This window comes from Nocardia otitidiscaviarum NBRC 14405, assembly GCF_000308635.1.
Classification (GTDB): Bacteria; Actinomycetota; Actinomycetes; order Mycobacteriales; family Mycobacteriaceae; genus Nocardia; species Nocardia otitidiscaviarum.
Window position 1 is genome coordinate 1 of the sequence record NZ_BAGD01000107.1, and the last position, 20615, is coordinate 20615.

The window sequence follows — 20615 nt, forward strand, 5'->3', positions numbered from 1 at the left end:
CTGCCCGTCCTCCCAGCCGGTCACGAAGACCACCGGGAACTCCAGGCCCTTGGCGGTGTGCAGGGTCATGAGGGTGACCACCCCGGTGCCCTCGTCGGGAATCTGGTCGGTATCGGCCACCAGCGACACCCGCTCCAGGAAGGCCGCCAGCGACCCGGGTTCGGGTTCGCCCTCGGCGGCCTCGGGCAGGATGCCCTCGGCCCGCGCCGCCTCCACGTTGTTGCGCGCCTCGGAACTGAATTCCCGTGCCACGCTGACCAACTCGTTGAGGTTGTCGAGCCGCGCCCCGTCCTGCGGATCGTCGGACGCCTCCAGTTCGGCGCGGTAGCCGGTGCGGTCGAGCACCGCCTCCACCACACTGCCCACATCCGGGAAGTCCAGATCCTCCTGCGCGCCCGCCGCCCGGATCTGCTCGAGCAGGTCCAGGAAACCCGCGATGGCCCGCTGCGAGCGGGTGTTGAGCAGCGCCACCTTGCCGTCGGCCGCATCGCGCAGCGCCTGGGCGAAACCGATGCCGCGCTGTTCGGCGTGGACGGCCACGCAGGCTTCGGCCCGATCGCCGATGCCGCGGCGCGGGGTGTTGAGAATGCGCCGCAGGCTCACCGCGTCGTTCGGATTCTCCAGCACCCGCAGGTACGCGACGATGTCACGCACCTCCTTGCGCTCGTAGAACCGGACGCCGCCGACCACCTTGTAGGGCAGCCCCATGCGGATGAAGATCTCTTCCAGCGCCCGGGAGTTGTTGTTGGTGCGGTAGAACACCGCCACATCGGCGTAGTTGGCATCGCCCTGATCCACCAGCCGGTCGATCTCGCGGGCCACGAAGGACGCCTCGTCGTGCTCGTTGTCGGCGACGTATCCGACGATCAGGTCGCCGTCGCCCCGATCGGTCCACAGCTTCTTCTCGCGCCGGTTCTCGTTGCGGGCGATGACCGCGTTGGCGGCGGCCAGAATATGCTGGGTGGAGCGGTAATTCTGTTCCAGCAGAATGGTTTCCGCATCCGGGAAGTCGCGCTCGAACTCCTCGATATTGCGAATGGTGGCACCGCGGAAGGCGTAGATGGACTGATCGGCGTCACCCACCACGCACAATTCGCTGGGCGGCACCTCGGAGTCGGCGGCGAGATGATGGCCCACCAGCTCGCGCACCAGGATGTACTGCGCGTGGTTGGTGTCCTGGTATTCGTCGACGAGCACGTGCCGGAACCGCCGCCGGTAGTACTCGGCCACATTGGGATGCTTCTGCAACAGCGCCACGGTCTCGCCGATGAGGTCGTCGAAGTCGAGGGCATTGGCCGCGCGCAGCCGCCGCTGGTACTCGGCGTAGACGCGGGCGACCACGCGCGGGAACTCGGTGTCGTCGGTCTCGGCGTCGGCGGCGGCCTGATCCGGGTCGATGAGCTCGTTCTTGAGGTTCGAGATGGCGGTGGCGAGCAGGCGCGGGGTGTACTTCTTGGCGTCGATATCGAAATCGCGCCCGACCATGGCGAGCAGGCGGCGCGAGTCGTCGGCGTCGTAGATGGAGAAGTTGGAGTTGAGTCCCGGCACCAGTCCGGCCTGGGTGCGCAGGATGCGCACGCAGCTGGAGTGGAAGGTCGACACCCACATGCTGGCCGCGCGCGGCCCGACCAGACCGGCCACCCGTTCCCGCATCTCGGCGGCGGCCTTGTTGGTGAAGGTGATGGCGAGGATCTGCCCGGGATGCACGTCCCGCGCGGCGAGCAGATAGGCGATACGCCGGGTGAGCACCGCGGTTTTGCCCGAGCCCGCACCCGCCACGATCAGCAGGGGCGACCCGGTGTGCATCACCGCGGCGCGCTGTTGCGGGTTCAACCCCTCGAGCAACCGCTCGGTCTTCTGTTCATCCTCAGCCACCGTCGCGTTCATCGTCTGTCCACGCTACCGGCGGGCACCGACACCACGACATCCCGCTGGCCCAGGTGTCCGAATAATGCCGGTAGCGTGCGCGTCCGCTCAGGTGGCGGCGCGGACCTCCGAACCCGCGTCCGCCCCGGCCCGCGCGCTCCGGCGGGCGAGCAGCCAGGCCGCCACCGCCGCCGGGCCGAACATGACGATCCCGTACATCGCCCCGGGGATCGCCATGGTCTCGTCCTCCAGCACCGAGACCGCCACCGCGATGGCGAGTGTCGCGTTGTGGATGCCGATTTCCATTGCGGAGGCGATGGATTGGCGCGCGTCCACCCGGAACAGGCGTGGCACGAAGTAGCCGATGAGCAGGCTCAGGATCGACAGCAGCAGGGTGATCGCGCCGAGACGGCCGATGTTGTCGGTGAAGGTGCCGAACTCGCTGATCGCCGCGACCACGATGACCAGCACCAGCACCACGATCGACGTGATCTTGACCGGTCGGCGCATGCGCTCGGCCCAGGCGGTGAAGCGGCGGCGCACCACCATGCCGATGGCGACCGGGATCAGCACGATGGCGATCACCTGGAGGAACTTGTCCGGTTGCAGCCCGATGCCGCTGTCGTCGTCGAGGAAGGCCGCCAGCGACAGCGTCACCACCACCGGCATGGTGAACACCGCCAGCACGGAATTGATGGCGGTGAGGGTGATGTTCAACGCCACGTCGCCGCCGGCCACATGGCTGAACAGATTCGCCGAGGTGCCGCCGGGCGAGGCGGCCAGCAGCATCATGCCCACCGCGAGCGCGCCGGTGAGCCCGAACAGGTACACCATCCCCAGGCACAGCAGGGGCAGCACCACGATCTGGCAGACCAGGGCGATGGCGGCGGCCTTCGGATAGCGCAGCACCCGGGCGAAGTCGTCGACGGTCAAGGTGAGACCGAGACCGAACATGACCAGGGCGAGAGCGAGCGGTAGGAATACCGCGAAAATCGAGGATCCCAAGGGTATCTCCTGACAACAGCATGTCCCGGCCGACCGGATGGCACCGGGATACGCCGAATACTGACGGATGCGCGCCCGCCGCGAACTGTGTTCTCCGACGAAGAACCCCGCCCGTATTGTGCCCGGCGACAACCGCGCCGTGGGACAGTGGGCGAACACGGCAACGAGACCGAGGGGTGCGCTTGAACAGGCAACCGGTAGCCGATCCCGTGATCATCGACGGCAGGCCGCTGGCCGACCAGCTGGCGCAGCGCACGCACGCCATCGTGACCGCGACCGTCGAGCACGTCCGCGGGCAGGTGGCGTTCTACCGCACGCTGCCGACCGAGGTGATCCGCCGCGACGTCACCGCGATCGTGCGGCGCAATCTCGAACTCTTCGTCACGACGCTGCACGAGAACCGCGATCCGGAGCCGCACGAACTGCTGCCCATCGAGCAGTCCGCCCGGCGGCGGGCCGAGGAGCGGGTGCCGCTCACCGATGTGATCAGCGCCTACCACCTCGGGGTGCAGCTGTGGTGGCGGACCATCGCCGAATTGGCCGGGCCGGACGACGCCGACGCGCTCGCGCGGGCGGGCGTGCTGCTGCAACGGCACCTGCAATCGGCGACCCGGGCGGTACTGGCCGGATACGGCGCGGATCAGGCCCCGATTCCGCCGCAGGACCACGACCGCCGCCGTCTCTACCGGGCGCTCACCTCGGGTGAGGACGTGGCCGAGGCGGCGCGGTCGGTGGGCCGCACGCTCGCGCCGCGGTACTGGGTGGTGGCGCTGCGGGTGGCCGCGCATCCCGACGAGCGGGTCGAGGGCATCGACGCCACGGTGGCCTCCCGGCGCAAACTGCGGCGGCTGGAGTACGCGCTGGACCGGCTCGGTCGCGGCGAGACACTGCACATGGTCACCGAGCAGGGCGGCGGCGCGCTGGTCCCGGCCCCGGAGGTCGATCCGGAATCGCGGTTCGAGGAGTTCGCCGCACACCTGGCCGAGCTGGGTCGAGATATCGGGGCCGAGACCGTGTGCGCGGTGGATTCGGCTGTACCGCAGGACATTCCGGAGGTCGCCCGGGAGGTGGATGAGCTGCTGGTGGTGGCGCTGCGCTATCACCGGCGCTCGGGTGTGGTGCGTTTCGCCGATCTGGCGGTGGAATACCAGCTCACCCGCCCCACCCGGGTATCGCGGATCAATGCCGCCGCCCTCGCGCCGCTCGCCGGTGATCCGAGCCTGCGGCTGACGCTGGAGACCTACCTGGCCCACGATTCGAGCACCACGGCGACCGCGGCGGCGCTGCACGTGCACTCGAATACCGTGCTCTACCGCTTGCGCAAGATCACCGAACTGACCGGTCTGGACACCACCAAGACCCGGGATCTGCTGCGCATGGCGGCGGCGTTGGCCGCCGCGCCGCGGGAGTCGCCGTGACCGCCGCCGATCGCAGTCATCCGGGAGACCGAGGGGTCCGAATACTGCGAGTGGAGCGAACATCCGGAGGATCGGCGTGCGGAGGAAACTCTCAGGAGATTCCAAACGTATTCGTTTTGCATGACCCCTGGCCCGTGGCAGACTGGCCAGGTGACCAGCGCTCCACGAAGACCAGTTACCTGAGCGCGCCCATTCGGGGGACAATGTAAGACCGACCAGGTCGGCTTTCCACGTTGCAAGTCATGGTGAAGAACCGATCGGTAACGCTGCGGGTCTGCCCGCCGATCGACGTTCTGACCACGAGGAGAAGAAGTATGAGCATCTCGACGACGGGACAAGACAAGCCTGCGACCGGCTCCGACTCCGCGCTGCCCACCGAGGCGGAGATCGACAAGCTCCGCAAGGAGATCGACAAACTCGACGCCGAGATCCTGGCGGCCGTCAAACGCCGCACCGAAGTATCCCGCCTCATCGGCCGCACACGCATGGCAAACGGCGGCCCCAAGCTGGTGCATTCGCGCGAGATGAAGGTGCTCGAGCGCTTCAGCGAACTCGGCCAGGAAGGCCACACCCTCGCCATGCTCCTGCTCCGCCTCGGCCGCGGCCGCCTCGGACACTGAGCTGTGTTTGATTTGCCCTCCGCTTCGCTCCGGGCGGATTCGCGGCGCGAATCGGGAGGGTCGAGGTTAGGGGTCTGGTGGCTGGAGTTGGGTGCTGGTGAGCGGTAGGTAAGACTTCGCGGCGTTCGACGAGCTCCGGGTTCGACGGGCTCCGCGTTCCCCAGGCCGCCCCGGGTGACTATTCACCCCGGGGCGGTCGATTTTTCTGTGCGCGGCTGTCTACGGGAGAGCGATGTACTTGGTGTCGAGGTATTCCTCGATGCCTTCGAAGCCGCCCTCGCGGCCGAAGCCGGATTGTTTGACGCCGCCGAAGGGGGCGGCGGGGTCGGAGATGACGCCGCGGTTGACGCCGACCATGCCGGTCTGCAGGCCCTCGGCGATGCGGAGGGCGCGGTCCAGGTCGCGGGTGTAGACGTAGGCGACCAAGCCGTATTCGGTGTCGTTGGCGGCGGCGAGGCCCTCCTCCTCGGTGTCGAAGCCGACGATGGGGGCGACGGGGCCGAAGACCTCCTCGCTCAGGATGCGGGCGCGCGCGGGGACATCGGTCAGGACGGTGGCCGGGTAGAACCAGCCGGGACCGCCGGGGGCCTTGCCGCCCAGGGCCACGGTCGCCCCGGCCGCGACGGCGTCGTCGACGAGTTCGGTGACCGTGGTCAACTGATCCTCGTTGATGAGCGGGCCGAGGGTGGTCGTGTCGTCGGTGCCGGGACCCAGTTTGGCCTCGGCCATGGCGGCGACCAGTTTCTCGGTGAACTCGCGCCGCACCGAGTTCTGCACGTGGAAGCGGTTGGCCGCGGTGCACGCCTCGCCGCCGTTGCGCAGCTTGGCCAGCAGCGCGCCCTGCACGGCGGCGTCGATATCGGCATCGTCGAACACCACGAAGGGCGCGTTCCCGCCCAATTCCATGGAGGTGCGCAGCAGGCCGTGCGCGGAGGACTCCACCAGCTTCTTGCCCACCGAGGTGGAGCCGGTGAAGGTGAGCTTGCGAAGGCGCGGATCCTCCAGCAGCGGCGCGGTGAGGGCGCTGGAGCGGCTGGTGGTGACGACCGACAGCACCCCCTCGGGCAATCCGGCCTCGGCGCACAGCTTGGCCAGCAGCAGCATGGTGAGCGGGGTCTCGCCCGCCGGTTTCACGATCATGGTGCAGCCCGCCGCCAGTGCGGGACCGATCTTGCGGGTCCCCATGGCGAGGGGGAAGTTCCACGGCGTGATGGCCAGGCACGGCCCGACCGGCTGCTTGTGCACCATGATGCGGCCGGTACCGGACGGAGCGGTCTGGTAGCGCCCGTGCACGCGCGCCGCCTCCTCGCTGAACCACCGGAAGAACTCGGCCCCGTACTTGACCTCGTTGCGGGACTCCGGCAGCGCCTTGCCCATCTCCAGGGTCATGAGCAGCGCGAACTCCTCGGCCCGCGCGGTAATGGCCTCGAACACCGACCGCAGGATCTCTCCGCGCTGCCGGGCGGGCGTCGCGGCCCAGTCGGCCTGCGCCGCCACCGCGGCGTCCAGCGCGCGGACCCCGTCTTCGGGCGTGGCATCGGCGATCTCGACGAGGACCTCGCCGGTGGCGGGATTACGCACCGGGAAGGTGCCGCCACCGGTGGCGTCCACCGGTCCGCCGATCCAGAGCTGGGTGGGAACGGATTGAAGTAGTTCGCTTTCGGACACCATGTCCCCAGCCTAGGCCGGGGTCGAGGTGCCCCGGCCGTGCTTCGCCGAGTTCATGGTTTCGGATTCGAGTCCGGCGATTCGGCGTTCACCTGGTGTTACCTGCGCGTAGGTGCGGAGGGTTGTAGTGTCGGCGGACGTGAGCAGCGACATCACCGCGACGGCGGCCTGGCGGAAACTGCACGATCATCATGCGGCCCTGGCCGACCGTCACCTTCGTGAGTTCTTCGCCGACGATCCGGAGCGCGGGCGTGAGCTGATCGTGCGGGTCGCGGACCTGCACATCGACTACTCCAAGCACCGCGTGACCCGCGAAACCGTGGACCTGCTGGTCGAATTGGCGCACACCGCCGACGTGGAGCGCCACCGCGACGCCATGTTCGCCGGGCGGCACATCAATACCTCCGAGGACCGCGCGGTCGGCCACTGGGCACTGCGCGCACCGGCCGGGCGGCGTGCCGAGATCGACGGCGCCGACGCCACCGCCGAGGTGCACGAAGTGCTCGGGCGCATGGGCGAATTCACCGATGCGCTGCGTTCGGGGCAGTGGCGCGGCGCGACCGGTGAGCGCATCGACACGGTGGTGAACATCGGCATCGGCGGCTCGGATCTGGGTCCGGCCATGGTGTACCGCGCGCTGCGGCATTACGCGGATGCCGGAATCTCGGCCCGGTTCGTCTCCAATGTCGACCCCGCCGATCTGGTGTCCACGCTCGCGGGCCTGAATCCGGCGACCACGCTGTTCATCGTGGCGTCCAAGACCTTCTCGACGCTGGAGACCCTCACCAACGCCACCGCCGCCCGCCGCTGGCTGACGGCCGCGCTCGGCGACGACGCGGTGGCCAAGCATTTCGTGGCGGTGTCCACGCACGCCCAGCGGGTGGCGGAGTTCGGCATCGACACCGCGAACATGTTCGGCTTCTGGGATTGGGTGGGCGGCCGCTATTCGGTGGATTCGGCCATCGGCCTGTCGATCATGGCGGTGATCGGCAAGGAGCGCTTCGCGGAGTTCCTGGACGGCATGCACCGGGTGGACGAACACTTCCGCACCGCGCCGCTGGGGCAGAACGCACCGGTGCTGCTGGGCCTGCTCGGCGTCTGGTACTCGAACTTCTTCGGCGCGCAGTCGCGGGCCGTGCTGCCGTATTCCAATGACCTGGCCCGCTTTCCGGCGTATCTGCAACAGCTGACCATGGAGTCGAACGGCAAGTCCGTGCGCGCGGACGGCACGCCGGTGACCACCTCCACCGGAGAGATCTTCTGGGGCGAGCCCGGCACCAACGGCCAGCACGCGTTCTACCAGCTGCTGCATCAGGGCACCCGGTTGGTGCCCGCCGATTTCATCGGATTCGCCCGTCCCACCGATGATCTGGCGACCATGGACGGCACCGGCAGCATGCACGACATCCTGATGTCGAATCTGTTCGCCCAGACCAAGGTGCTGGCCTTCGGCAAGACCGCCGCGGAGATCGCCGCCGAGGGCACCGACCCGAACCTGGTGCCGCACAAGGTGATGCCCGGCAACCGCCCCACCACCACCATTCTCGCCCCGATGCTGACCCCCTCCGTGCTGGGCCAGCTCATCGCCCTCTACGAGCACCAGGTGTTCACCGAGGGCGCGATCTGGGGCATCGACAGCTTCGACCAGTGGGGTGTGGAACTCGGCAAACAACAGGCCCTGGCCCTCGAACCGCTGCTCACCGCGTCGGAAGACCCCGAGCCCGGCGCGGATTCCTCCACCGACGCCCTGATCGCCTGGTACCGCGCCAACCGCTGACGGCACCCGCCGGTCCGCACCGGCCGTGACGTCGCGCGTACACGCTCCGGGCAGCGCGCCTCCGGGGCTCGCCACCCGTCCGGCTCACTCCGACCAGGCGGTGCGCAGTGTCGCGCGGTCGTCCACGCCGAGCTTCCGGCAGGCCGCGTCCAGGTGGTGCCCAACGGTTCGCACGCTGCGGAACACCTTGGCGGCGATATCCCGTTCCGTGAGTCCGGCGGCGGCCAAGCGCACCACCTGTAGTTCGAATGTGGTCAGCGGCTCCCCCGGCACGCGGTGTGCCTCGGCGACACGGTGCTCCTCGGCGCGCCGGTCCGCGGCGACGCGCTGTACATCGACGACGCGGAGCTCCCCCGGTGGCCGAGACTCTCGCGGCGCGCCGGTCTCGGCCCCCTGTTCCACCAGCCCACGCAACTCCGCGCGGGCTCGATCCGCCCACGGCACCGCCCCGAGCCGCTCGAACGTCTCCAGTGCTTCCACCAGCGCGGCCCGCGCCTGGGCCTCCCTGCCTTCCCTGCGCAGCCATTCCCCATAGAGCAGCCCGGTGCGCGCATGGTCGTACCAGCGCTGCGCCGCAGCGTGCAGCCCGAGCGCCTTGCCGAACAGCTCCCCGTCACCACTCAGCAGTCCCCGGCACCGCAGGGCGATCCCCTCCGCCCACGGCTTGTCCAGGGCCGCCGCCCAGGTGTCGATCTCGGACATGGCGGCGCTGGCCCGATCGGGTCGCCGTGCCCGCACTGCCGCCTCGATCAGGTCCGCGAGCAGGTCGGTCCAGTGCCCGCGCGCCTGCTTCGGCTGCTCGTACAGTTCCCGCAGCCGGTCGAGCGCCTGCCGGTAGCGTCCGTAGCCGAGATCCAGCAGCGCCAGTGCCCAGTGCCCGTGGGTGACGTCGATGGCGTTGAAGTCGCCGGGCTCGTGCCGCAGCGTGCGCCCCGCCAGCTCCCGGCACCGCGCCTCGTCGCCACGCACGGCCGCGATCATGGCGAGCAGCGCCTCCGCCGTCGCCACCCGCCCCGGCTGCCCGGTGTCGGCGGCGACCCGGAGGCTGTGGGCGGCAATGATTTCCGCCTCCCGGAATCGGCCCAGGATGAGTTCCGCATTGGCCAGGACGCAGCCCACCGACGGGCACCAGGTGATCATGCCGCGCTCACACACCAGCCCGGCCAGTTCGGTGAGCTGTTCCCGCGCGACCTCCATATCCCCGATGAGCGCCGATTGCGCCGCGAACGCGTGCCGCAGCGAGATCATCTCCAGCGGCACCGTCCGCCCGAAGGCCACGTTCGCCCGGATCAGCGCGATCCCGCCGACCGGGTCGCCGGTCTGCATGACCATCGGTCCTCGCAGCGCGGACAGCAGCGGCTCCCGCATGGGGCCGAGGGCCAGCTCCGCCAGCCGGTGGTACGCCGTCCGGAAATCCGCGAGATCGCCTGCGGTCCACGCGATCCGGCCCGCGTCGATGAGCAGCCACGCGGCCCGTTGCGGGTCGAGGTCGGCGACGTGTTCGGCGGCGTCGAGCATGATCTGATAGGCCCGGTGCGGTGACCCGACCTCGAATTCGATCGTCGCCCGGACACCGAGTATCCGCGCCCGCTCCCCCGGTGCCAGGCAGAGCTGTTCGGCCGTGTCGGCGAGCCGCAGGGCCTGGTCGGCGCATCCGGCCGCGAGTGCGGTCTCCACGGCGCGGGTGAGCCTGCGGCCCCGTACGACGAGATCGGGCGTGAGCCGGGCGGCCGCTTCGAGGGCGCTGACGGCGCTGGCGTGCGCGGTGTGCGCGCAAGCGTATTCGGCGGCGGCCTCCAGTGCGGCGGCGACGGTTTCGTCCGGTGTGGTGCGAGCGTGGGCCAGCTGCCAGGCGTGGCGTACCGGATCGTGACCGAGTTCGGCGGCGAGGGCGAGGTGCACCGCCGTCCGGTGGGCCGTATCCGCCGCCCGGTATGCGGCCGTGCGCTGGAGCGGATGCCGGAAGGCCACGGTCTGCCCGGATCGGTGCAGCAGGCCGGTGTCCGCCGCGGCGGTGAGCGTGTCCCCGGTGCAGCCGAGGCGACCCAGGACCCGCTCGATCAGCTCGAGATCGCCGGTCTCCTCCGCGGCGACGACCAGCAGCGCGGTGCGCACGGCCGCGGGGTATCCGGCGATGCGATCCGCGTAGCCCGCGCACAACCGCCGCGTCAGCTCCTCCGCATCACCTACCTCGGCAGCAGTGTGCGATGAACCTCCGCCCATCCGATCCGCACGCGACAGCCCTCCGCTCGCCGCATCCCCCTGCGGCAACCCGTCCCCCCGTACCGACCCGTCGGCGGCCATGGCGGGAAATTCCGAGGCCGCCAATGGGTTCCCGGCAGCGGCCCGCACCACCCGGTCGCGCGCGTCCGGGGTGAGATCCGGGAAGCGGTGTGTGAGGAGAGCGGCGGCGGACTCGTGGTCCAGCGGTGCGAGCCGGAGTTCGGGCAATCCGTCGGCGCGGAGTTCGGTATCTCCGGCGAAGAGCAGGGCCAGGTGTTCGGCATCGAGGCGGCGGGCGGCGAACAGCAGGGCGTCCAGGCTGGGGCGGTCCAGCAGGTGGGCGTCGTCGATCAGGCACAGTACCGGAGCGGGCGCGGCGAGTTCGGCCAGCAGCGAGAGCACGGCCAAGCCGACGCAGAAGCGGTCGGCAGTGTCGCAGACCCGATGGCCGAGTGCGGTATCCAGGGCGAGGCGCTGCGGTGCCGGTAGTGCGTCCAGAGCGTTGTCGGCATTCTCCCCCACAGCCCCCAGCAACCGGCGCAGGCCCGCGAAGGGCAGGTCGGAGCCGTTCTCGATACCGGTGCAGCGCAGCACCCGCCAGCCCGCGGCGGCGTCCTCGGCCGCGTCCAACAGCGCGGTTTTGCCCAGGCCCGGGTCGGCGATCACGGTCAGCACACGACCGTGGCCCGCCCGTGCGTCGTCGAGCAGGTTGTGGATGTGCTGTATTTCTTTGACACGACCGAACAGCACATGCGACAACCTATGTCCCGGACCGGGAATCAGCAAATGGTGAACGTTCTGATTTCGCACCGTGCGCGCAGGTCGGCCGCACATACCGAAACGGTCGGTCGGTCCAAAGAGAATGACCGACTATGACCGCGCGAACACTCGACCCACCGACTCCCGACTCGCCGCGTCCCCCGGCGCCGTCCCTGGTCGGCCGCACCGCGGAAATGCACCGCATCGCGGCCCTCACCGCGGCGGCCGCCGCGGGTCGCGGTGGCGGACTCGCCGTGCTCGGCGATCCGGGCACGGGCAAATCGGCGCTGCTCGAGTACGCGGCAGCGGCGGCCCCCGACTCGGTGCTGGTACTGCGCTGCACCGGAGTCGAGAGCGAGTCCGAATTGCCGTTCGCCGGGCTGCAATTGCTCCTCCATCCGTTCCTGCACCGGCTCGATGCCCTCGCCGAACCACATCGCGGCATCCTGCGCCGGGCCTTCGGCCTGAGCGCCGCCGCGGCGAATCCCTCGAACGACCGCATCGCGGTCGGCCTGGCCACCCTGGAACTGCTGGCCGAGATCGCCGCCGAGCAGCCGCTGCTGTGCCTGATCGACGATGCGCGGTGGCTGGACTGCCCCTCGGTGGACGCCCTGCACTTCGCCGCGAATCGGCTCGATGCCGAAGCGGTGGCGCTGATCTTCGCGGCGCGACCGGAGTACCGCACCGCGCTGCCGGTACTGCGATTGGGCCCGCTCGACACCGCGCATTCCCGAACCCTGTTGGATGAGCGGTTTCCGCAGCTCGCCCCCGAACTGCGCGACCGGGTGCTCGCCGAGGCGGCCGGAATCCCGCTGGCCATCCTGGAATTGCCGCGCATGGATCTCGACGCACTGCCGGTGGAGCCCCTGCCGCTGCCCGAACGGCTCTATGCGGGTTACTGCGAACATATTGCGGCTCAGCATGACTCGACGCGGCTGGCACTCCTGGTGGTGGCGGCCGACGAGACCGGGTGCGTCACCGTGGTGCGACGCGCCCTGCGCCGGCTCGGGCTGAGCGATGACGCACTGGTGGCAGCCGAGCACTCCGGCATGGTCGTCGTCTCCGGTACCCGCGTGACCTTCCGGCATCCGCTCAAGCGCTCCGCCGCCTACCGGTTGGCTCCGTTCACCAGTCGCCAGACCGTGCACGCGGCGCTGGCCGAGGCACTGGCCGACGATCCGGACCGCAGGGCCTGGCATCTGGCCGCCGCGACCGCCGCACCGGACGAAACCGTCGCCGCCGCAGTGGAAGCCGCGGCGCTGCGGGCCGCCGACCGCAGCGCCCACGGCGCCGCCGCCACCGCCTTCGAACGCGCGGCGCGACTCACGCCCGATCCGGTGCACGGTGCCCGCCGCCTGATTCGTGCCATGGCGGCACTGGTGGAGGCGGGACGGCCCGAGCATGCGCTCGTGGTCGCCGACCGGCTGGACCCCGCGGTGCTGGATGCGCCGCGTCGGACCCACCTGCACGAACTGCGCGCACAGATCGCCGTCGAATCCGATTCGCTCGGCACGGCCTACGATCTGTTCCGCGCGGCCGCGGCGGAATCCGCTGTCGCGCAGCCCTATCGGGCCGGTCTGCTGCTGCTCGACGCCGCGCGCGCCGCCTGGGTGGCCGGTGATCTGCCGGGCCTGCTCCGCGCCCGAGAGCACCTGGCCGACCTGGCCCTCGGCACCTCCGCCGCACCGCTGCTGGCCGCCGTGGACGGTCCGATCCAGCTGGCGACCGGCGCCCAGTCCGCCGGTGTCGCGCTCATTCGCGCCGCGACGAGAACCGGGCGCTCGGCACCGGATCCCACCGCCCGGTTCACGCTGGCCCTGCTGGCCACCCTCGCCTCCGATATCGAGCAGGCGCACGCACTGCTGACCGATCTGGCCGCCGAGTACAGCACGCTCGGCATGGCCGGGCGGCTGCCCGCGGTGCATGGCGCGCTGGGCACGATCCAGCTGCTGCTCGGTCGTTTTCGTGATGCCGAGGCCACCTGCCTGGAGGCGGCCCGGTTGGCCGACTGCACGGGCACGCCGAGCCGGGCGCGCCAGGCCCGGTCCATCCTGGCCGTCCTGGCCGCGGTGCGCGGCGACACCGATCGCTGCCGGGAGCTGGCCGGCCGGCAGCCGCGGCACCCGCGCCGCGCGGTGAACACCATCGACGCCGCGCACACCGAATGGGCACTGCTGCACCTGGATCTGGCACAGGGCCGATACGAGGCGGCGGTAGCGCGGGGTGAGGCGCTGGCCAGCAGCCCGCACCGGCCGCTGGCCCAGTGGCCGCACCTGCTCGCGGACCGGGTGGAGGCGGCCGTGCGCCAGCGACAGCCGGAGCGGGCCGCCGAACCGCTCGCGGCACTCGTCGAATTCGCCGCCGCGACCAAGAATCCGTGGGTGCGGGGCCTGGCGCTGCGCTGCGGCGCGCTGGTGGACGGCAACGCCGACCGGTACGAGGAAGCGCTGCGCCTGCACGCCAAGGCAGAGCGCAGGTTCGACCACGCGCGCACCGCACTGCTGTACGGCGAATGGCTGCGGCGGGAGCGCCGGGTGCGGGAGGCACGCACCCGGCTGTCGACGGCGCTGGCGGACTTCGAACGGCTGGGCGCGCGGCCCTGGGCGGAGCGGGCACGGGCCGAGTCGCGGGCGGCAGGCGGGGCCGAGTCCACCGATACCGCAGCGCCCGCGCCGAATGATCATCGCGTGGGACTGCTCACTCCGCAGGAACTCCAGGTGGTTCGCCTGGCAGCTCTCGGCGCGACCAACAACGAGATCGGCGCACGCCTGTTTCTCAGCCCCAAAACCGTTGGGCACCACCTCTATCGGGCCTTCCCGAAGCTCGGGGTGCGCAGTCGCGTCGAGCTGGCGCGACTGCTGGCCGACGAACCCTGGTGAGCCGTCGCCGGGCGGAGGAGTGAATTGCGGCCCGATCGCCCGAGCGGCAAAGTGCTGGTAATGCTCTACGGCCGCGCGACCGAACAACATCGCATCCGGACGCTGCTCTCGGACGCCCGCGCGGGGCGCAGCGGGGCGCTGGCGGTGCTCGCCGGTCCCGGCGAGGGCAAATCCGCACTGCTGCGCCGGGCCGCCGAACTCACCGATCCGAGTTGGCGGATCCTGCGCTGCACCGGCATCGAGACCGCGGCCGAACTCCCCTTCACCGCCCTGCGGCAGTTGCTGCAACCCGCGCTGCCCCACCTGGATGTACTGCCGGAGCCGCAGCGGGAGGCGCTGAGCTGCGCGCTGGGACTGCGGCCGCTGGCGAATCCGGAACGGTTCCTGGTGGGCCTGGCGACGCTGTCGCTGCTGACGGAACTGGCCACCGACGCCCCCGTGCTGTGCCTGATCGACGACGCGCAGTGGCTGGACCAGTCGTCGCTGGACGCCCTGCTGTTCACGGCCCGCAGACTGGGCACGGAGAGCGTCGTGCTGCTGTTCGCGGGTCGAGCGCCGTTCCGCGCGCCGGGGCTCGAGCGCCTGTGTCCGGCCCCGCTGGATTCCGAACAGGCGCGAACGCTGCTGGCGGACCACTTCCCGATGCTGCCGGTCGAGGTGCGTGACCGGGTGCTCGCGGAGGCGGCGGGCAACCCGCTGGCACTGCTGGAGCTGCCGGGCATGAATCCCGGGATGTCGCAGGTGGGTCCGCTGGCGCTCAGCGATCGGCTGCTGGCCGGATATCAGCAGCACATCGCGGCCTTGCCGGAGGCGGCGCGGCGGGCCCTGCTGGTGGCCGCCGCCGACGACAACGGTGAGCTGGCCACGGTGCTGCGGGTGCTGGCCGCGCTCGGGGCCGGACCCGATGCGCTCGCGGCGGCGGAGCACGGCGGCCTCGTCGACGTCTCGGGGCAGCGCGTGCTGTTCCGGCATCCGATCATGCGGGCCGCGGCGTACCGCAGCGCGCCCGCCGACGCGCGGCGCGCGGTGCACGCGGCACTCGCCACGGCGCTCGCCGACGATCCGGACCGGCAAGCCTGGCACCTGGCCGAGGCTGCTCGAGAGCCGAACGAAACCGTCGCGGCCGCACTGGAATCGGCTGCGCTGCGGGCGCGGGAGCGCTGTGGGCACGGGGCGGCGGCCAGCACGTGGGAGCGCGCCGCACAGCTGTCACCGGCTCCGCGCGAACGCGCCCGGCGTCTGGTCGAAGCCTTGGAGAACGCTGCCGGCGCCGGGCGTTTCGACAGCGCCGAACGGCTGGCCGACGAGCTCACACCGCTGCCCGTCGATCCGGTGTGGCGCGCCCGGATCGCCAGGGTCCGCGCGTACACGGCGATCGAACGCGGCGCACCGGAGCGGGCGTATCGACTGCTGCGCGCGGGAGCGGCGGCCGTGGCGGCGACCGATCCCGAGCGTGCGGCGGTACTCCTCCTCGAGGCCGGTCGATGCGCCTGGGCCGCAGCCGATCTGGGCGCACTGCGGGAGGCGCGCGACCAGCTGCGGGAGCTGCCGCCGAGCCCGGACCGCGACCGCTTCCTGCTCGCCTACGAGGGCGCGTTGGGTCTGTACGCCGACGATCCGACCGATGGCATCGCGCTGTTGCGCCGCAACCGGGCCACCGCATCCGAGCTGCGGCAGCGGGATCCGGTGGTGCGCCTGGTGCTGTCGACGCAGGCGATCGTGCTCGGCGATACCGACGCCACCCGCGACCTGCTCTCCGAACTGGCCGAGGACTGCCGCGCCCAGGGTGCGGCGGGCTGGCTGGTCACCGTCGAATCACGCGTGGCCCAGGTGGAATTCATGGCCGGTCGGTTTCGCGAGGCGGAGCTGCTGGCCACCGAGGCCGCCCAGCTCGGCGACCATGCCGACCAGCCGGTGCGCGGCACCCACGCGGCCGCGGTACTGGCGCTGACCGCCGCCGCGATGGGCGATGCCGCACGCTGCCTGAAGCTGGTCGAGAGGTACCGGAAGGGGCCACCCATCGCCGCCATGCACCGCACGCAGTTCGATTGGGCGGTGGCAGTACTGGATATGGCCCGCGGAGATTTCGAATCCGCACTGGACCGGATGGAGGCCCTGGACCGCACCCCGATGAATCGGCACGGCCAGTGGCTGTCCGTCTACGCCGACCGCATCGAGGCCGCGGCGCGCACCGGCCGGCCGGAGCGGGCCCGGGAACCGCTGGAAGCCCTACGGATCTGGGCCGCGGCACTGGATGCCCCGTGGGCGCAGGCGCTGCTGCTGCGCGGGCGGGCGGTACTGACGGGTGACCCGGATGCCTACGCCCGAGCCCTCGAGCTGCATACCGCCGCGGGCCGCTGGTTCGACCGGGCCCGCACCGGGCTGCTGTACGGCGAATGGCTGCGCCACCAGCACCGCCTCGCCGCCGCGCGCACCGAATTGCACACGGCCGCTGACTCCTTCGACCGGGTGGGCGCGAACTCCTGGGCGGAGCGGGCGCGCGCGGAGCTGCGTGCCGCGGGTGCGGTGGCGGCCACCGGCCGCGAATCCGTCGCGGCTTTGACACCGCAGGAATTGCAGGTGGCGCGGCTCGCCGCGACCGGAGGCACCAATCGGGAGATCGCGGCCCGCCTGTTCCTGAGCCCGAAGACGGTGGGGCATCATCTGTCGCGGGTCTTCCGCAAGCTCGGGGTCGCCAATCGAGTGGAACTGGCCCGCCTGGAGCTGGATTGAGCCCGTGACGGTCCGGACGGAGCCCGTGGTGACGAGGCGGACGTCGAATTCGGGGGAGGCCGCCTCGCCACACCGGCCGTCCACGACCGGTGACGGTCGCGGACGGATCGGCGGTACAGCGAGGGATGCCGTACCGCCGATCACCAGACTAGGAAGACGGCGGTCGCGCCGGTATCGGGCGAATGCCCTAATCGGCTGCGGCGGCAACCGCCCACAGCGGAGTCGGCAACGCTCAGCGGGGTGGATGCCAGTCGAGCGTGGGCGCCAGTGAGTTCAGCATCACCCGGCCCGGGAGCAGCCGCAGTGCCAGATTCCGGGCCGCGACGGCCGGGCGCGAATGCCGGTGCGCGAGTGCGCCCATGAGATGGGAGCGCTCGGCGATGCCCTGCACGCGGGGACGCCGCGCGCGGTCGTAGGCGGCGAGTGCGGCGGCGGTCTCGGGGTGTGAGTCGAGCGCGGCCGCCAGCGTGAGGGCGTCCTCCAGGGCCTGATTCGCGCCCTGGCCCAGATTCGGTGTCATGGCGTGCGCCGCATCGCCGAGCAGCGCGATCCGGCCGTCGGCGAAGCTGTCCAGATGCGGCAGTTCGAGAATGTCGTGCCGCAGCACCGCCGACTCGGTGGCGGCCGCCAACAGTTCGGGAATGGGGTCGTGCCAGGAACCGAAGCGACGTCGCAGCTCCGCCAGCTCACCCTCGTCGCCGCACTGTCCGGCCGGAACACTCGCGGCGGCATAGAGATAGACCCGCCCGTCCGGCAGCGGCGCGAGCCCGATCCGTTGGCCTCGCCCCCAGGTCTCCCCGCCGGAGCGCACCGGCCGCGGCGGGGAGACAACCAGCCGCCACGCCGTGTATCCGACGTAGCGGGGGCGCGGCGCGTCGGGCCACAGACGCGTGCGGACCGGGCTGTGCAGACCGTCGGCGGCGATCACCAGATCGGCCCGCGCGGTACCGCGGCGGTGCACCACCTCCACTTTGGCTCCGACCGTGCGCACCTCCTCCACCTCGGTGTCCACGTGCAGGGCGTGATCGGGGACGGCGGCCCGCAGGCTGTCCAGCAGATCGGCCCGATGCAGGACGACGAGGGGACCGAAGCGGCGCTCGAACTCGCGGGTGTCGGTGCGCGACAGCCAGCGGCCCGAGGGGGTGCGGATGCCCGCCGTGGTCTCCGCCAATGCGCGCGCCCGGACGACAGCGCCGAGCCCGAGGGCGTCCAAGGCGCGCAGACCGTTGGGGCAGATGGAGATTCCCGCACCGACCGCACCGAAGTCACGGGCCTTCTCCAGCACCGCGACCTCCCACCCTCGCAGCCCCAGCGCGCGGGCCGCCGCCAGCCCCCCGATACCGCCACCGACGACGATGGCTTCCCTGCCCATTGCGACTCCCTCCGACGAACACACCAACGCTAGGGACGGGTGTGCCGTGGCGCTATCGGGCGATCGCCCGTATCCGGTTCAGCCCGGCAGGATTTCGGCCAGAGCTTCGTCGAGCGTCGGATAGCGGAAGCGGAATCCGGCCTGCCGCAGTACCTCCGAGGTGGCATGGCGGCCGGTGAGCCCGAGGGCCGCGTCGGTGCGCAGTACCACCGCGCCGATCCGCAGTACGGCCGCCGGGGTGGGCGGTGCGGGCGGCCGGTGCAGGCGACGCCGCAGCGCGGCCATGAGTTCCCGGTTGCGCACCGGAAAATCGGTGGCGGCCACCAGGATTCCGTCGGGCAGCGTGACCTCCGGGGTCATTCCGAGGGCGGCCCGGACGATGGCCAGCCAGTCCTCGCGGTGGATCCAGCTGAACCACTGCTCGCCACTGCCGACCCGGCCGCCCAGCCCCGCCTTGGTCAGCGCCGCCAGCCTGCGCACGGCGGGGGCGTCGGGATCCAACACGATGGAGGTGCGCAGAATCGTCCGGTGTTCGGCCGCGGCCCCGTCGAAGGCCCGCTCCCACGGTTCGGCGACGCCCGTCATCTGCGGCAGGCCGACCGGTAGCGGCGTGCGCTCGGTGCAGCGGGTCTCCCCCGCATCCGACCAGATGGCCGTGGTGCTGGCCTGCACCCAGTAGTCGAGCGGCCGGTCCAGGGTTTTCGACGCCGCGACCAGTGCGGCCGTGGAATCCACCCGGCTGTCGCGCAGTACGGCGATATTCCGTTCGGTCGGACGGCAGTCCACCAGCTTGCCCGCCAGGTTCACCAGCGCGGTCCGCCCCGGACCGCGCAGCGCCGCGACCCACTCGCCCTGGCTGCGGCCATCCCACTCCACCTGGGTGAACGGCGAGCTCGCGTCCGCGCGCCGGGTGAGTACGGTCACCCGCTGCCCCCGGCACACCAGATCCGTGGCCAGGCTCCGGCCCAGCGCACCGCTGCCCCCGGCGATCACCACCGTGAGCGCGTCCGCGGCGGGTTCCAGTCCGGCGGCCCGAGCCAGGCGCGCGAAACCGACGCGGGCGTCGGCCTCCAGCAGACCGCCGACCACCGTTCGCGCCACCGCCGCCGACGCGCCGACGAAGGTGATCCGCTGCCCGACCACCGTCCCGCCGGCCCGCGGTGTGAGCGTCCACTCCACCCGCATGGTCCCGGCGGGTTCGGGCTGCTCGAGCACCAGGCGTCGGCCCGGCACCATCGTGGTGATCGTGAACGGACCGGCGAAGCGTTTGTGCACCGCCTCGTAGACCGGCCCTCGCGGCAGGTACCCACCTGTCACACCCACCTCGGGCGGCCCCGCCAGCGTCACCGACGTGACCGCCGGATTCCACCGCGGCCACTGTCTCGGGTCCCCCACCACTTCCCAGAGCCGTTCCGCCGGAAGTGCGATGAACTGCGTGTACTCACCCATCGAACGCCGTCCTAACCCCGCATTGCCGCGCTCCCCGTCGAGCGCGTACCCCCAATCTATTGCCGCCCGCGCGGTCGGCACAGCGCCTACGGGCCGTGCTCTTCCTCACCCGGCGAACCGGCCATCGAGGCAGTCCGCGAGGTCTTTGTGCCCTGGTCGGACACGACGCCACCGGGGACGATCGGATCGTGGACACAGCGCCCCACACCTCGAACTTCGATGTGGTGGCCATCGCGTCATCCGCGGGCGGCCCCGCCGCGCTGACCCATGTCATCGGCAGCCTGCCCGCCGACCTGCCGGTGCCGGTGCTGCTGGTGCAGCATCTCGACCCGCGCCATCCCACCCTGCTCACCGGCATTCTCGCCCGCAGGTCCCGGCTGCCGGTCCGGCTGGTGCGCGGTGGGGAGCGGATCGAGCCGGGCACGGTGTATCTGGCTCCGCCCGCTCATCACATGCGGGTGGGGTCGAACGGGGAACTCTCGCTGTCCGACGAGAAACCCGTGCATTTCGTGCGTCCCTCCGCGGATGTGCTGTTCGAATCCGTCGCGGACCGCTACGGATCCCGGGCCATCGCCTGTGTGCTGACCGGTTCGGGCAGTGATGGCGCGACGGGTGCCAAGGAGGTCCGCAACCGCGGCGGCACCGTCATCGTCGAGGATCCGCGCGCAGCGCGCTTTCGCGGAATGCCCGCCGCGACGATCGCGGCGGGCGCGGCCGATCTCGTACTGCCGCTGGACGAGATCGCCGCCACCATTCGGAGACTTGTCGGGCTGGAGTCCACCTGAGCGGAACACCATCGAATCCTGTCCGGCAACGAGAAAGCCGATGCCCGACCGCCTACCGCCC

The 20615-nt window shown here is 71.1% G+C and carries 12 protein-coding genes; 6 read left to right on the forward strand and 6 right to left on the reverse strand.

Annotated features, from left to right (window positions below; translation table 11 throughout):
* Together ON31_RS25285 and ON31_RS25290 are read right to left on the reverse strand one after the other, a co-directional pair.
* Window positions 1–1875: UvrD-helicase domain-containing protein (locus ON31_RS25285; RefSeq protein ID WP_373283023.1), on the reverse strand; the 1875-nt coding region annotated here is incomplete at its 3' end.
* Between the two features lie 99 nt (window positions 1876–1974).
* Window positions 1975–2871: a bile acid:sodium symporter family protein gene (locus ON31_RS25290; protein WP_039817261.1), complete on the reverse strand. Its 897-nt coding sequence runs from the start codon at window positions 2869–2871 to the stop codon at window positions 1975–1977.
* A gap of 182 nt (window positions 2872–3053) precedes the next feature.
* Here ON31_RS25290 and ON31_RS25295 point away from each other — a divergent pair, with 182 nt between their 5' ends.
* Together ON31_RS25295 and ON31_RS25300 are read left to right on the forward strand one after the other, a co-directional pair.
* On the forward strand, window positions 3054–4289 hold the full coding sequence (locus tag ON31_RS25295) for a PucR family transcriptional regulator (RefSeq protein ID WP_039817293.1): 1236 nt from the start codon (window positions 3054–3056) through the stop codon (window positions 4287–4289).
* 314 nt (window positions 4290–4603) lie between these two features.
* Window positions 4604–4909: a chorismate mutase gene (locus tag ON31_RS25300; RefSeq protein ID WP_029931136.1), complete on the forward strand. Its 306-nt coding sequence runs from the start codon at window positions 4604–4606 to the stop codon at window positions 4907–4909.
* A gap of 219 nt (window positions 4910–5128) precedes the next feature.
* Here the strand turns inward: ON31_RS25300 and ON31_RS25305 are convergent, their stop codons facing one another.
* Complete coding sequence (locus ON31_RS25305) at window positions 5129–6580, reverse strand: NAD-dependent succinate-semialdehyde dehydrogenase (protein WP_039817262.1); 1452 nt, start codon at window positions 6578–6580, stop codon at window positions 5129–5131.
* Window positions 6581–6716: 136 nt separating this feature from the next.
* On the opposite strand from ON31_RS25305, the gene pgi reads away from it, so the two are divergent.
* On the forward strand, window positions 6717–8354 hold the full coding sequence (gene pgi, locus ON31_RS25310; RefSeq protein WP_039817263.1) for a glucose-6-phosphate isomerase: 1638 nt from the start codon (window positions 6717–6719) through the stop codon (window positions 8352–8354).
* Between the two features lie 84 nt (window positions 8355–8438).
* On the opposite strand, the gene ON31_RS25315 is transcribed toward pgi, so the two are convergent.
* The gene (locus ON31_RS25315; RefSeq protein ID WP_051037732.1) at window positions 8439–11327 is read right to left on the reverse strand and encodes a helix-turn-helix transcriptional regulator; all 2889 of its coding nucleotides are present in this window, start codon (window positions 11325–11327) and stop codon (window positions 8439–8441) included.
* Between the two features lie 122 nt (window positions 11328–11449).
* On the opposite strand from ON31_RS25315, the gene ON31_RS25320 reads away from it, so the two are divergent.
* Both ON31_RS25320 and ON31_RS25325 read left to right on the forward strand, forming a co-directional pair.
* The gene (locus tag ON31_RS25320; RefSeq protein WP_051037733.1) at window positions 11450–14215 is read left to right on the forward strand and encodes a helix-turn-helix transcriptional regulator; all 2766 of its coding nucleotides are present in this window, start codon (window positions 11450–11452) and stop codon (window positions 14213–14215) included.
* A gap of 24 nt (window positions 14216–14239) precedes the next feature.
* Window positions 14240–16948, forward strand: a complete 2709-nt coding sequence (locus tag ON31_RS25325) for an ATP-binding protein (protein ID WP_157533772.1) — start codon at window positions 14240–14242, stop codon at window positions 16946–16948.
* A 232-nt stretch (window positions 16949–17180) separates the two neighbouring features.
* Here the strand turns inward: ON31_RS25325 and ON31_RS25330 are convergent, their stop codons facing one another.
* Together ON31_RS25330 and ON31_RS25335 are read right to left on the reverse strand one after the other, a co-directional pair.
* The gene (locus ON31_RS25330) at window positions 17181–18320 is read right to left on the reverse strand and encodes an FAD-dependent monooxygenase (RefSeq protein WP_039817266.1); all 1140 of its coding nucleotides are present in this window, start codon (window positions 18318–18320) and stop codon (window positions 17181–17183) included.
* Window positions 18321–18398: 78 nt separating this feature from the next.
* Window positions 18399–19769, reverse strand: coding sequence for a DUF1731 domain-containing protein (locus ON31_RS25335; RefSeq protein WP_081592726.1), 1371 nt, complete (start codon window positions 19767–19769; stop codon window positions 18399–18401).
* 188 nt (window positions 19770–19957) lie between these two features.
* Between ON31_RS25335 and ON31_RS25340 the strand changes: the two genes are divergently transcribed.
* Window positions 19958–20554, forward strand: a complete 597-nt coding sequence (locus ON31_RS25340; RefSeq protein WP_039817267.1) for a chemotaxis protein CheB — start codon at window positions 19958–19960, stop codon at window positions 20552–20554.
* The last annotated feature ends 61 nt before the right edge of the window (window positions 20555–20615 follow it).